This window comes from [Muricauda] lutisoli (nom. illeg.), from assembly GCF_017313105.1.
Taxonomy (GTDB): Bacteria; Bacteroidota; Bacteroidia; order Flavobacteriales; family Flavobacteriaceae; genus Flagellimonas; species Flagellimonas lutisoli.
The window spans coordinates 1238749-1253371 of record NZ_JAFLND010000001.1 but is presented as its reverse complement, the minus strand read 5'-3'; the positions used below and the strand labels follow the sequence as shown (position 1 = coordinate 1253371).

12 protein-coding genes are annotated in these 14623 nt (G+C 39.6%); 11 read left to right on the top strand and 1 reads right to left on the bottom strand.

The features are described 5' to 3' along the window. Positions 1–78: 78 nt before the first annotated feature. The 5 genes from J0X13_RS05900 (at position 79) to J0X13_RS05880 (ending at position 5858) form a co-directional block, all read left to right on the top strand. Entirely contained in the window at positions 79–909 is an 831-nt protein-coding gene (locus J0X13_RS05900) for a CvfB family protein (protein ID WP_207070497.1), read from the top strand. Between the two features lie 153 nt (positions 910–1062). Next, positions 1063–1662 carry an SPOR domain-containing protein gene (locus J0X13_RS05895; protein ID WP_207026369.1) on the top strand — a complete coding sequence of 200 codons (600 nt, stop codon included), beginning with the start codon at positions 1063–1065 and terminating at the stop codon, positions 1660–1662. 2 nt (positions 1663–1664) lie between these two features. Then, positions 1665–2573 (top strand): 1,4-dihydroxy-2-naphthoate octaprenyltransferase, encoded by a 909-nt coding sequence (gene menA, locus J0X13_RS05890; RefSeq protein WP_207070496.1) that lies wholly within the window; start codon positions 1665–1667, stop codon positions 2571–2573. Between the two features lie 33 nt (positions 2574–2606). Continuing rightward, a complete protein-coding gene (locus J0X13_RS05885) occupies positions 2607–3359 on the top strand; it encodes a LytR/AlgR family response regulator transcription factor (RefSeq protein ID WP_207070495.1) in 753 nt (250 codons plus the stop codon). Positions 3360–3896: 537 nt separating this feature from the next. Then, positions 3897–5858 carry a sensor histidine kinase gene (locus J0X13_RS05880; RefSeq protein WP_207070494.1) on the top strand — a complete coding sequence of 654 codons (1962 nt, stop codon included), beginning with the start codon at positions 3897–3899 and terminating at the stop codon, positions 5856–5858. Between the two features lies 1 nt (position 5859). On the opposite strand, the gene J0X13_RS05875 is transcribed toward J0X13_RS05880, so the two are convergent. Next, positions 5860–6654: an SDR family oxidoreductase gene (locus tag J0X13_RS05875; RefSeq protein ID WP_207070493.1), complete on the bottom strand. Its 795-nt coding sequence runs from the start codon at positions 6652–6654 to the stop codon at positions 5860–5862. Positions 6655–6699: 45 nt separating this feature from the next. Between J0X13_RS05875 and J0X13_RS05870 the strand changes: the two genes are divergently transcribed. Genes J0X13_RS05870 through J0X13_RS05845 form a run of 6 tightly spaced genes read left to right on the top strand, consistent with a single transcriptional unit; the run spans position 6700 to position 14622 of the window. Then, positions 6700–7752 carry an o-succinylbenzoate synthase gene (locus J0X13_RS05870; protein ID WP_207070492.1) on the top strand — a complete coding sequence of 351 codons (1053 nt, stop codon included), beginning with the start codon at positions 6700–6702 and terminating at the stop codon, positions 7750–7752. After that, on the top strand, positions 7743–8681 hold the full coding sequence (locus J0X13_RS05865) for a CPBP family intramembrane glutamic endopeptidase (protein WP_207070491.1): 939 nt from the start codon (positions 7743–7745) through the stop codon (positions 8679–8681). Before J0X13_RS05870 ends, J0X13_RS05865 begins: the two co-directional genes overlap by 10 nt. After that, the gene (locus J0X13_RS05860) at positions 8659–9732 is read left to right on the top strand and encodes an AMP-binding protein (RefSeq protein ID WP_207070490.1); all 1074 of its coding nucleotides are present in this window, start codon (positions 8659–8661) and stop codon (positions 9730–9732) included. Before J0X13_RS05865 ends, J0X13_RS05860 begins: the two co-directional genes overlap by 23 nt. A 35-nt stretch (positions 9733–9767) precedes the next feature. Beyond that, on the top strand, positions 9768–11114 hold the full coding sequence (locus tag J0X13_RS05855; protein ID WP_207070489.1) for a M24 family metallopeptidase: 1347 nt from the start codon (positions 9768–9770) through the stop codon (positions 11112–11114). A gap of 44 nt (positions 11115–11158) precedes the next feature. Beyond that, positions 11159–12889 (top strand): DUF2135 domain-containing protein, encoded by a 1731-nt coding sequence (locus tag J0X13_RS05850; RefSeq protein WP_207070488.1) that lies wholly within the window; start codon positions 11159–11161, stop codon positions 12887–12889. Continuing rightward, positions 12886–14622, top strand: a complete 1737-nt coding sequence (locus J0X13_RS05845) for a DUF2135 domain-containing protein (protein ID WP_207070487.1) — start codon at positions 12886–12888, stop codon at positions 14620–14622. Before J0X13_RS05850 ends, J0X13_RS05845 begins: the two co-directional genes overlap by 4 nt. The last annotated feature ends 1 nt before the right edge of the window (position 14623 follow it).

The following is a 14623-nucleotide window of genomic DNA, read 5'->3' as shown; positions in this document are numbered from 1 at the left end:
GATTACGACCAATGTAAAGAAGCTGTCCAAATAAGGGCAGCTTTTTTTATCCCCATAATTTACAGCTACCTTTACCGTATGATAGAATTGGGAAACTACAATACCCTTAAAGTGCTCAGGAGCACTAGTATAGGACTTTTTTTAGGTGATGATGAGGGCACGGAGATTCTTTTGCCCAACAAATATGTGCCGGAAGATTTTGAGATTGACCAAGAAATGGAAGTTTTCTGTTATTTGGACAATGCCGAACGTCCTATATCCACCACTTTAAAACCGAAGATCATCCGTAATGGGTTTGCCTGTTTGGAAGTGCTAGAAGTGGGTGCCTATGGAGCTTTTATGGACTGGGGTCTAGAAAAACACTTGCTTGTTCCCTTTAGGGAACAATCGCAACGAATGGAGGAAGGCAACAAGTACATTGTACATTGTTATATGGACGAGGAGAGTATGCGTTTGACGGGGTCGAGTAGGGTAGATAAGTTTTTATCCAATGAGAATGTAGCATATGAACAGAATGATCCTGTTGATGTTTTGGTGCATAGAAAAACTCCCTTAGGTTGGGAAGTCATTGTGGACGACCGTCATAAAGGACTCATTTTTGATAGTGATATTTTTAAGCCGGTCAAGGTTGGCGACCGTTTAAGAGGATTTATCAAAAATATTAGGGAGGATAAAAAACTGGATATCTCCTTACAACCGATTGGGGCCAAAATGTTGGAGCCAACAGCCAAAATGATTTTGGACAAACTCGTAGAAAACGGAGGGTTTTTACCACTGCACGACAAGTCATCACCAGAGGACATAAAGAAAGCCCTACACTTGAGCAAAAAGGCTTTTAAAAAGGGCGTAGGCATCTTATATCGACAACGAAAAATCAATATTCAGGACGATGGTATCCATATGCTGTAATCTTTTATGATCATTGAGGTTAGATTCTTTAAAGCTTTACAGTCGTAAAGTTTTTTTCTTTCTACAAAAACTCTATTTTTGTAAGGATTCAGATTAACTTATTGGTTGCTATGTTTTTAGAAGCATAACATTTAATTCAAACCTCTTCACAATATGCCTTTTATTGAAGAAAGTGATTTGTTGGACCTTCATAAGGATATAGATAAGGCCCAAATCATTAACGAAAGACTTTTAGATCAGATAAAATACAAGAACAAGGACCTTCGTAAAATTAAACTTCAACGAAACATTCTTCTTGGGTTTGTTGGTTTGTTTGTGATAGGTACATTGGCAATTACATCTTTTACTGCGGGGCTTAGCAGTAAACAATCTTTTGAAAATCAAAGTAATGTGCTGGTATCCATTGATAGCTTGGATGTGATCAAGGCCAGGATAGACAATCTTAAATCCCAGAATGAGGAATTGAGCTTGGTGAAAGAGTTTTATTTGGCCAAAGAATTCTTGAACAAGGAAAAAATCTATTCCGTACAGGTAAAATCCTTTGTGGAAAACAACGTGACCTTGGCTTCCGAGGCACTCACAAATACACTTTTTGTAAAAACCAATCCCTTTTATGCCTATTCCCTTGGCAATTTTGAAACCTTGGAAGAAGCACAAAAATTTAGAAAGCAATTGGTACAAATGGGATTTGAAGACGCTTTTGTTGCTTCTTACAAAGGCGGTCAACGAGTTAAAATAGAAGATCCGTATTAATCTTGGAAAATACAAAGGCTTGGGTACAAGCTGCTAGACTTCGTACACTTCCACTCTCATTATCGGGAATCATAGTAGGAACGGCTTTGGCCGTAATGGAAAATCAATTTGATTGGGCATTGTTTGTTTTGGCATTGCTGACCACGGTCGGTTTCCAGGTCACCTCTAATTTCGCCAACGATTATGGTGATGGGGTAAAGGGGACCGATAATGAGGATAGAATAGGTCCGGCAAGAGCCTTGCAAAGTGGTTCCATTACAAGAGGCGCTCTCAAAAAAGGAATAATTATCTCCATTGTCATCAGTATGTCCATAGCCTTGGTATTGATTTATTTGGCTTTTGGCATGGAAAACTTCTTCTACATCGTATTGTTTTTTGTACTTGGCCTGTTGAGTATATGGGCGGCAATAAAATATACCGTAGGTTCCAACGCTTATGGTTACAGAGGTATGGGAGACCTGTTCGTGTTTTTGTTCTTTGGGCTTTTGGGGGTATTGGGCAGTATGTTCCTCTATACAAAAACCTTGGGCTGGAGCGCTGTTTTACCTGCCGTAGCCATTGGATTTTTGTGTGTTGCCGTATTGAACTTGAACAATTTGAGAGACGTGGTTTCCGATAAAAAATACGGTAAGATCACCATGGTCGTTAAAATGGGTTTTAAAAATGGGAAACGTTATCATTTTTTCTTGATTTTGATGTCACTGATTTGTTTTTCAACATTTCTTTGGATTGAGAACTTCGGATGGGAACCTTCTATTTTTATGTTGGCCTTTATTCCATTATTGTTTCACTTGCGTAAAGTGATGCTTACCCAAAATCCCGGAGATTTGGATGTGGAATTAAAAAAAGTAGCGCTGAGTACCTTTCTACTGGCGATTTTATTCTTAATTTCAGTTAATATTTTTTTGTAAATTTGAAATACAACCAAATAAACTTTAGGTACCTTGGAACACCCGATAAAAATTTTAATCGTAGAGGATAATGTCATCATTGCAGATGACATGCAATCCATGTTGGAGGAAATCGGCTACGAGATCGTGGACAATGTGATTGTTTACGAACAGGCTGTGGATGTATTGAAGAACAACCATGTAGACCTTGTGTTGATCGACATTATTTTGGCTTCGGACAAAACAGGTATAGACCTTGGAAAGCATATTCGTGAAACCTACAACATCCCATTTATATTTGTAACCTCCAACTCCGATAGAGCAACGGTGGAAAATGCAAAGACGGTTAAACCAGATGGTTATTTGGTAAAACCTTTTGAGCAACAAGATTTATATACTTCCATAGAAATTGCACTTTCCAATTTTAATTACGAAAAGAAGGGTGTTCAAAAAGCTGAGGATGAAGCCGCGGATGAAATCACTTCCAATTCCGTACTCAAAGATTCCATTTTTGTCAAAAAACAACACCTATATTACCGAATTCAATTTAGTGATATTCAGTTTATTAAGGCCGACAATGTTTATTTGGAAGTAAATACCGCCGATAAAAAGTTTTTGGTACGTTCCCCTCTAAAAGATTATTTGGAAAAATTACCTAAGAACAAATTTTATAGAGCACATAAATCGTACATAGTAAACGTAGATCATATAGACGCTATCAACTCCAAGGATATTATGATCAACAATAACTTGATCCCTATTTCCAAAGATTTCAAAGAATTCATTCTTTCATCAATGAACAGCTAGTGTTCAGAAAGAACTACAAGATAAAAGGCGCTCTACAAGGGCGCTTTTTTTATGCGCAACCTTTTTAACGAGGAAGACCACAAATTTTTAATGGTTCACAACAATATTTTCTGAACTGGATGAAACAGCCATACTTTAGCAGTGTAATAATTCAGAAAGTAATTTTTTCATTTTCATATAGTGTTCTCGTAAAAGGGTCTTGTTTGTAAAAAGCAGGGCCTTTTTCAATTTTAGAGGTTTTGTATTACTTGGAAACTCCATGAAAAGCACAAAACATCGATAAAATACCTATTGACATACAAGTTCTATTATTTCACAACAGAAAACGGCACTTTCACAACAATAACCATCAACTCTTTCCTATTGGATTTAATTTTGTGACAAGACTAACGTTCTTTATATACCCCATACAGTTAAGATTCAGTACAATTTTCCATTTTTTGAGTTGAATTGGTTATCGGGGCAATAAAGGAAAAAAGGGCACGATAATAATATAGGGTCTAAAAACAATTTTGGGTCGCTGTATCAATTAAATTAATGGGACGTTACGTAAGATTTTTATTTACCACGGTATATTTTGTTTTTCTCTTTACCTCATCGGCTCAGACTATTGCCACTGAAGAGGAAAGTGTTCTCAAGGAATTTCAGGATACCAATCAGCCTACCCAACGGTTCGATGTCTTTTTTAATTCATTGGACAGGTACAATGTAAATTCTGCTTATGATTGGTTGGACACCCTTAAAATTTATTTGTCCAACGCACAAAAAACCCAAGACACCTCTGCAATCCGTTTATATCAAATTATGCAGGCCCAAGTATACAACGACCTGGGTGAATATGACAAGAGTACGGCAATTGCCAAAGAACTTTACGGGGTAAAGGATTCCTTGAATCCAGATTCACAAAAGATAGTCTTGGATGTATTGGACGATAATTATGCCAATCTCCAATTGTTCGATAAGCAAATTGAAATCCGAAAACAAAAGCGTGAACTCGGCATTACCGAAAATGTCTCCTTCTATGATATTTACAGTAACCTAGGATTATATAGAAAGGCTAGAAACCAATATATTATGGAGGTTAAGCCTACTATTGCGGACAATGATTCCTATGGTTTGGCAAAGTACCACAGCAAAGTGGGAAATTATTTGAGGTTGGATGATTCTGCCCCCACGGCTTTGAGCGAACTAAAAAAGGCCAATTCCTATTTGGGAGTGTACATGAACGACATTTCCACTCAAAAAAGTGAGTCTGATATTTTTCAAAGTGAATTACTGCAAGCCGAAATAGAAGGGAATATAGCTAAATGCCACGTAATGCTCGGAGAGTTCGAAGAGGCCTTACCACTCTTGGAAACCAGTATAGAAACCTTAAAAAAATCACCCAACAACAACGATCAGAGTGAGGTAGTGGAAAATACACTCTATTTGGCCGAAGCCAATTTGCAAATGGATCGTTTTTCGGAGGCAAAAAAATATCTTGATGTTGAGTTTGAAAATATAACGGTACTACAGACCATAAAAAAGAACAGCTTATTGGCTGCTTTTTACGATAAGGTTGAAAACTACAAGAATGCTTCCATCTATTATAAGCGAAATGAGAGAATCAAAGATTCATTGGCGAAAAAGCAGTCAGCGCTTATAAAACAACAGCTGGTCACTATTGTTGCCAATGAGGACCTGGAGAACTCACAGCGATTGATAGATGAACAAAAGCGAATAAATGAGTTGAACCGTAGTGAAATGAAAGCTAAGGATGAACGGATGAACTTGGTTTTTGTCTCTTTGATCTTTACCCTATTGGGTTTTGCAGGTTTGGTTTATGCCTATCTTAAAAGTATCAAGAACCAACGTTTGATCGCCGAACAAAAACACATCATTGAAAATTCGCTTGTTGAAAAGGACTCTCTTTTAAAAGAGATACACCACAGGGTTAAGAACAACCTACAAATGGTATCGAGCTTATTGAGCCTACAAACAAAAAATACCCGAAGTAAGGCTGCCATTGAAGCGCTGGAGGAAGGTAAAAGCCGGGTAAAGGCCATGGCTTTGATCCACCAGAAATTATATCAGAACGACGACCTTTCGGTAATAGAAATGCAAGGGTATATAGAGAGTTTGATCAATAGTGTACAATCTGTTTATAAAAAAGGTGGTCACAACATTAGCATTACGATTGATGCAGAAGGCACGGAGTTGGATATTGACCGAGCTATTCCCTTTGGACTGATTCTTAACGAACTCGTATCCAATTCATTTAAGTATGCCTTCCCGGAAAACGATGAAAATGGAAAAATTTATATCCATTTGCGTAAAAATGGGGACCAGGGCTATTTTGAATATACGGACAATGGTATAGGCCTTCCAGAAGACACGGATGAACGTGCACATTCCTCTATGGGAATCCGCCTGATCAACCGCTTGGTAAACCAGTTGCAATCCAAATTAAATATTGACAGGCAAGTGGAGGGTGTTCGTTTCTGGTTCAACTTCAGTTGATTTATCGTACTTGGCTTTTCAGCACCATTTTGTGCAATAGTTTAGGGAAAAAACGTTTCAAATAGATTCCTTTTACTTCTTTCCCGCCCACATACACTTCGAACTTATCCTTCTCAATTGCTGTAATTATTTTTTTTGCCGCCACTTCTGGACTTATCCCGTTCTTTGTGGCCACATCATCATTTTGTTGTGGGGAACCATCGGCCGTTAAAGCATTTTTGGCCACATTGGTCCGTACAAACCCCGGGCATACCATGGTTACTTTTACACCATCTTTTTCATGTTCCATGCGCATTACATCAAAAAAGCCGTGCAGTGCATGTTTGGCACCGCAATATCCCGACCTGTAGGGAGAACCAAACTTTCCCATTAAACTGGTAATCGTTACATAATGCCCGGCTTTATTGGCAATGAAATGAGGTAGAATTGCCTTGGAAAGGGCTACAGTGCCCAAATAATTTATATCCATCAGCTGTCCATAGACCTCTAATTTTGTGTTTTTGATCAAGGAACGCTGACTTATTCCAGCATTGTTTACCAAAATGTCCACCTTGCCATAAAAGGAAATAGCCTTTTGCGCAATCATCTCCATGGCCTCATGGTTTTTAAGGTCCAATGGCAAAATGGCAATGTTGTCGGTGTTACCGCACAAAGCCTTTACTTTGATAAGTTCTTCTTCCCTTCTAGATGAGAGAATCAAATTGCAAGGATATGAACTTAGCGCCAACACCAAACTTTTTCCAATTCCTGAAGATGCTCCCGTCACCCAAATGGTTTTTCCTTGGATACTTCCCATAAGTGCTTTTTTAGATTCAAAATATACTTAAATTTGGACTACTTCATGAAAGCAAGCTATAAAAAGTACACCCTCGATTTTAAAGTCCCAAGCGGTACCTCGCGCGGGGTTATGACCCAAAAAGAAACTTGGTATATCATTTTAGAAGATAAAGATGCCATAGGTATTGGGGAGTGCGGTATTTTACGTGGGTTGAGTGTGGATGACCGCCCGGATTACGAACAACAACTTGCCTGGACCTGTAACAACATACATTTGGGAAAAAATGTGCTCTTGAGTGAATTAAAGGAGTTTCCCTCAATTCAATTTGGAGTGGAACAGGCCTTTTTATCACTTCAATCCAAAAACCCTTTTGAACTGTTTCCTTCAGATTTCACCAAAAGGGAATCACCAATTCCGATCAATGGCCTTATTTGGATGGGGGATACGGAATATATGCTTCAACAGCTTGAACAAAAACTAAGGGATGGCTTTGGATGCATCAAAATGAAGATTGGTGCTATCGATTTTGAACAAGAAATATCCATTCTAAAATCCATTCGAGATAATTTTTCGCCAGATGATATAGAACTTCGGGTAGATGCCAATGGTGCATTTGCCGTAGATGAGGCTATGTCCAAATTGAATAGATTATCAGCCTTTAAAATACATTCCATTGAGCAGCCCATCAAAGCGGGCCAATGGGAAGCAATGGCCGAGCTATGTAAAAAAACACCTCTTCCAATTGCCCTGGACGAAGAATTGATCGGGGTTTTTGATGTAACGGAAAAGGAGAAATTGCTACAAACAATTCAACCCCAATATATCATATTGAAACCAAGTTTGGTGGGTGGTATTAACGGTTGTAAACAATGGATCGCTTTGGCTGAAAAGCAACGTATAGGCTGGTGGATTACCAGTGCGTTGGAGAGTAATATTGGATTGAATGCAATAGCACAGTTTACCTACGCTCTGGATACAAAAATGCCACAAGGTTTGGGAACAGGGAGTCTGTTCACCAATAATATCGAGAGTCCTTTGGAAGTATCGGAGGGCAAACTCTTTTACAGACAATCAAAAGTTTGGGATATGGACTTAATACAGAAAATATGTACATAGAGCAAGGATATAAGGGAAATGAAGGTTTATGGAAGTACTTGGTGCTGCCCATAGGCTTCATTGGATTTATGGTATGGAATTACATTATTACCGTAAACTCAGGTGTTAATGTTGAAGATGCCATGCAACAAATAATAGATCAATTTGGGAGTAACCTTGTACTCATTCTTTTATTGGCGCCACTGGTGGTCGGTTTTTTTGTTGTTTTGGGCTGGACATTATTGGTCCATCAACAATCCATCACATCATTGACTACCTCACGGAAAAAAATCGACTGGAAGCGAATTATATATTCATTTTTACTATGGGGTGCGGTTACCGTTTTACTTACCGGAATCGATATTTATTTTTCACCGGAGAAATACGAGCTTAATTTTAACCTTTCAAAATTTATTCCATTGGCTATTATAGCCATTCTGTTGATTCCGTTACAAACAAGTTTTGAAGAATACCTGTTTAGGGGACACATGATGCAGGGAATTGGACTTATGGCCAAGAACAAATGGGTGCCATTAGTAATTACCTCCAGTTTGTTCGGTTTAATGCACATCGCAAACCCTGAAGTGGAAAAACTCGGTCTTGGCATCTTGATTTACTACATAGGAACAGGGTTCTTTTTGGGGATTTTGACTTTAATGGATGAAGGCCTTGAACTGGCACTTGGATTCCATGCGGCCAATAATTTGATAACAGCCTTGCTTGTAACAGCTGATTGGACCGCTTTCCAGACCAATTCCATTTATAGGGATATATCCGAACCGGTATTGGGTTGGGATGTATTGATTCCTGTTTTTGTGGTCTATCCTATTTTATTATTGTTCTTTTCCAAAAAATATGGTTGGAAAAACTGGAAAGAAAGGCTTTTTGGGCGTGTATTGTCCAAAGAAGAATTTGTAGCAATGACCGATGGAGAATCCGACTTGGCATAGCATTCACCCAGATTTTAAACTGAACAATGATTCTTGCACTATTGCAGAACTTGGCAAGGCGGCCAAAGCAATGGTGAAAAAAGGAGTGCCTTTTGAAAAGACAATAGGGAAGTTTTTATTGGATTGGGTTTCGGGTACACCGACCATAGAGGTGCAAACATCGGGTTCTACTGGCAACCCAAAGACCATTGAGCTTAAAAAGGAACATATGGTCAATTCCGCATTGGCTACGGGAGCATATTTTGGTTTACAACCCCAGCAAAAAGCACTCTTATGTTTACCCTGCACAGGAATAGCAGGCAAAATGATGTTGGTTCGTGCTATGGTTCTTGGACTGCATTTGGATTATGTAGAACCATCATCAAACCCTTTGGCCAGTAATAACAAAGTGTATGATTTTGTAGCGATGGTACCTCTCCAAGCGCAAAATTCGTTAAATGAAATAGGCAGGGTAAAACAGCTTATTGTAGGTGGAGCACCCGTGGATTCAAGTTTACGGAGCCAGCTGGCTAAGCAACCTGTTAAAGCTTATGAAACCTATGGTATGACGGAGACCATTACCCATGTTGCGGTAAAAAAGATTGATACAAAATCTTCCAATACTTTTGAAGTTTTGCCAAATGTTACCGTTTCACAAGATGATAGGGGATGTCTAGTGATTGATGCACCCAACATTTCAGATGAGAAAATAATCACCAATGATTTGGTAGCACTTAGCGGGAAAACAAAATTTAATTGGTTGGGACGGTTTGATTCCATCATCAATTCGGGAGGCATCAAACTTGTTCCCGAGAAAATAGAGGAAAAGTTATCAAGCCTGATTCAGTCACGTTTTTTTGTGGCAGGTATTCCCGATGAGACTTTAGGTCAAAAATTGGTCTTGATTATCGAGGGGGAATCAAACAACAAACAAGAATTGCTACAAGCCATCAAAAAGGAAAAAAGAATAGTGAAATATGAAGTGCCCAAAGCTATTTACTTTGTAAAAACATTTGAGGAGACTTCGACAAAAAAGGTCAACCGTAAAAAAACGCTTCAACAACTTACATAAGTTTTGTACATTCAAAATCTTTTAAAAAACCAACCATGCAAAAAGCCATAAAACTAGCATTACTGCTCCTTCCTTTTATAGTATCCTCACAACAAATACTCCCCGAAGCGGAACGGGCCAGGGTAGTGGATGAAATCCTTGAAGAGCGATTCAATGTATTGCTTCCCCAATTAATGGATGATGCAGGATTGGATATGTGGGTTTTGATTTCCCGCGAATATAACGAAGACCCCGTGCTCCGAACCATGTTGCCTGCAACTTGGTTGAATGCCCGAAGAAGGACCATTCTGTTATTTTACAGGGACAAGGATAAAGGTACCATCGATAAATTGGCGGTAGCGCGCTACAATATTGGTAAGAGCATTACATCGGCTTGGGACAAAGAGAAAGAACCCGACCAGTGGAAACGTTTAATGCAGTTGATCGCGGAACGTAATCCGGATAAAATCGGACTTAATTTTTCCAAAGACCATAATATTGCCGATGGACTGGACAAAACCGATTATGATGAGTTTATGGCCAACCTTCCCAGAAAATATCAGTCCAAAGTGGTATCTGCCGAACAGTTGGCTGTGCGTTGGATTGAGACTCGCACACCCAGGGAAATGACCATTTTTAATCAGTTAACGGATATTACACATGATATTATCGCCGAAGCCTTTTCGGAGAAAGTGATTACACCAGGGGTTACCACGACTACCGAAGTCGAATGGTGGATGCGCCAAAAGGTAACCGATTTAGGTTTGGAAACGTGGTTCCACCCCACGGTGGACGTCCAAAGGACCAGCGAAGAATTGGTAGGGCACTTGTATTCATTTTCGGGTAGACCGGATGATGAAGTGATACAACGGGGCGATTTGCTGCATTGCGACTTTGGAATCACCTATTTGCGTTTGAATACGGACTGTCAGGAACTGGCCTACGTTTTAAAGCCAGAAGAAACCGAAGCACCATCATTTTTGGTAAATGCCTTGTATGATGGTAATCGTGTACAGGATTTTTTGACCCAGAACATGGTCGAGGGCAGGGTAGGTAACGAAATCCTGGCCAAAGCCTTGCAAGATGCAAAGAATTCAGGTCTCCGACCAGCCATTTATACACATCCCTTGGGTATGTACGGGCACTCTGCAGGAACCACCATCGGAATGTGGGATGCCCAGGGTGGAGTGATGAAAGATGATGGTGAAAATTATCCTTTGAACCCAAATACCGCTTACGCCATTGAACTGAATGCAACGGTGAACATTCCGGAATGGAACAGGGACATTAGAATTATGCTGGAGGAGCCCGGTTTTTTCGGTGAAGATGGCTTCAGGTATATAAATGGCAGACAAACTGAATTATTGCTTATTCCAAGACCAAAATCACATTTAGGGAACTGATTATTTTTTCGTAAATTTAGTAATCATCTAATTTTCAAGTTGCTATGAGATTACTGATTTTCGCAGGATTTTTCCTTTTGTTTTCTGGTTCGACCTTTGGTCAAAAAAATATAACGGGTCGTGTTACCGATGGTAAATCGGCATTGTCCAATGTTCAGATTGCCAATTTAGCTTTAGGAAGTAAAACGACTTCTGATGCTGAGGGAGAATATCAAATCATGGCGGAACCCCGTCAAGAACTCCGATATACCTACATGGGTATGGATACCGTAACGATCATGGTGGAGGATGTTACTCGAATTCTGAATGTAACAATGAACCCCAAGGTCGAGGAACTGGATGAGGTAACGGTATCCAAAACGATCTTAAAAGGTCAAAAGGAAATGAAATTGCAATATGATTCCAATCCAAATATTATAAAATCAGCTTTTGGTTTTATGGATAAGGAAGCCACAGCCTTTTCAATGAGAATTCTCGATGAGGAAGAATTAAATCAAGAACTCAACTTAAGTTTGGCCATTCAAGGTCAATTTGCTGGAGTAAAATCATACTGCAGCCCAAAGGGTGAACTTATTGTATCCATGAGAGGGCTACAAAGTATAAACTTCCCAAGAAAAGCTGTTTTTGATGTGGATGGCATGGTTTTAAGTAAAGTGGATTGCTTTCAGTTCGTTGGAAATATAAAAAGGATGGCTTTTATTCCTTCATTAATCGCGACCTCTCTTTATGGTACACTTGGTTTAGGGGGTGTTGTTGTGATCAACACGAAAACTGGAACCATTACCCCTAGAGAAAACAATAAGCCTTATGATCATGCAAAGCTTCGTAACAACTTTGTAAAGAAAGGCGATGTTACAGGAAACGTGACCAATCAGACATTGCCCAATTATTCGGAACAACTTCGAAAAAGTAGCTCGGTGGCAGAAGCAAAAACCATATACAACAACAACCGGGCTATCTATGGTAGTCATCCTCATTTTCTATTGGATTCCTACGCTTATTTTTTCGAGCAAGAAGGAGAAGAGGACTTTGCCAATAAAATTATGGAGGAGTTTATTGAAGCAATGGATAAAAACCCAGTAATGTTAAAAGCTCTTGCCTATACTTTGGAAAAAGAAGAGCGGTTCGATAAGGCCCATGACATTTATAAAAAAATATACTGTTTACGTCCGGATTATGCCCAGAGCTTTATCGATATGGCCAACAGCTATCGCAATGTGGGCGAGCCAAAATCGGCTACCACCCTGTATGCAAGACATGCCTATCTTCAGGATGAGGGAATGCTGCCCGTTGATAGTATGGAATTGGGCATGATCATGAAGCGAGAGGTGAAGAATTTGTTCAAATTGGAAAACAGTACGCTGAAGATCAAAAACAGGAAGAAGTATGAGGAAGATGACTTTTCCACAAGACTGGTGTTTGAATGGAACGACTCCGAAGCGGAATTCGACCTGCAGTTTGTAAACCCGGCTAACCAATATTTCAACTGGAAGCATACTTTGGTGGAAATGCCTGAACGAATCAGGTCCGAAAAGAAATTTGGCTATTCTATGGCCGATTTTATACTGGATGAGGAGCTGCCGGGTATTTGGAAAGTGAATGCCACCTATCACGGCAACAAACAATTAACGCCATCTTACTTAAAAGTGACCATTTACCGTAACTACGGCAGCAAATTGCAAAGCAAAGAAATTAAAGTGTTTCGTATGGGTACCAAAGGGGCCAATCAACATTTGTTCGATTTCAACCTCACAACCAAGGTAGCCAATAATTGAAAGCTGTTTGTTCCATATTGTTTCTTGTATTTACCCTGACCTCAGGTCTAGCACAAAATACCATTACCGGACGTGTGACGGATGGTGATAATCCGTTGTCCAATGTACATGTGACCAATTTGACCACAGAATCAGGCACGTCAACCGACAAGGAGGGTAGATACAACATAAAGGCCTCCCCTCGTGAGGAATTGCGTTTTACATACGTGGGTATGGATACACTCACCATTATTGTTGAGGATGTGACCAGGATTTTAAATATTGCTATGCTGCCCAAGGTGGAAATGTTGGATGAAGTTGTGGTTACGGAGAAAATCAGCAAGCAGAAGAATCTCGCTATGAATTATAATAAGGATTCTTCAATTGTAAATACGTCATTTGGATACTTAAGTCCTGCAAGCACGGCCTATCACCTAAAGGTGATAGATGGATCCGAGTTCAATCAAGGTTCCGATGTGTTGCATGCCATTGCAAGTCGAAGGTCGGGTATAAAAGTGGAAAATCACTTTAATTCTTTCACTGGACAATTTGTTCGCACCCTGTTTTTAAGGGGAGGTGCTACATCAAACAACAAAAGTCCAGCTTTGTTCGAGGTCGACGGTAATATTTTTAACGACCCACCAATTTGGTTAGATGTTTCCAATATCAAGCGAGTAGGCATAATTCCTGGTGTTCAAGCGGTTTGGCGATATGGTCCCATTGCTCGCGGGGGAGTGGTGATTATAAACACCTCAAATGGGGTTCATGGATTAAGAGAGAAGAATAGTTCAAAATACTACGATCAGGCTAGACTCAGGAACAATTTTGTAACCGGTAAAGTGGTTTCTCGGTCGGAAATAAAAAACGAATTGCCAACCTATTTAAAGGAAATGGAAAATTCCTCCAATCTTGAAAACGCTTTTGGGATATATCAAAAGTATCGACAAGATTTCTCGGGCATCCCATATTTTTATTTGGACTCCTATAAACTGTTTTTCGAAAAATACGGCGAGGTATCCGCAGATACCATCTTGAAGGACGGATTACCATATTTTGAATCAAATCCAGTTTGGATAAAAACATTGGCATTTATTTATGAATCCCAATCTAGATTCGAGCATGCACACCACATGTACAAGAAGGCATATCTGTTGCGACCAGATTATACGCAAAGCTTTATTGATTTGGCGAAAAGTTACCAAAATATTGGTGATAGGGACCAAGCAAATTCAGTATATGCGAGACTTGCCTATTTGATTGACGAAGGATTGATTTCTTCCGATAGCACGGAGCTTTCTCAAATGATAGAAAGAGAAATGGAAGACCTGTTCGACACACAAAAAGAATCCAATACAAATGGTTTGTTGGAACAATTTTCCACAAGACTGGTGTTTGAATGGAACGATTCCGAAGCGGAATTCGACCTGCAGTTTGTAAACCCGGATAACCAATATTTCAACTGGAAGCATACTTTGGTGGAAATGCCGGAACGCATACGATCGGAAAAAAAACTAGGGTACTCCATGTCCGACTTTTTATTGGATGATGAACTACAGGGAACATGGAAGGTAAATACCACATACCACGGCAACAAACAATTGACACCATCTTACCTTAAAGTGACCATCTATCGAAATTATGGTAGCAAGTTGCAGAGCAAGGAAATCAACGTATATCGGTTGGGAACAAAAGGGGCCAACCAACATTTGTTCGATTTTAATCTCCCATCAAGACTTGTGCAAAGTAGCAGATAAG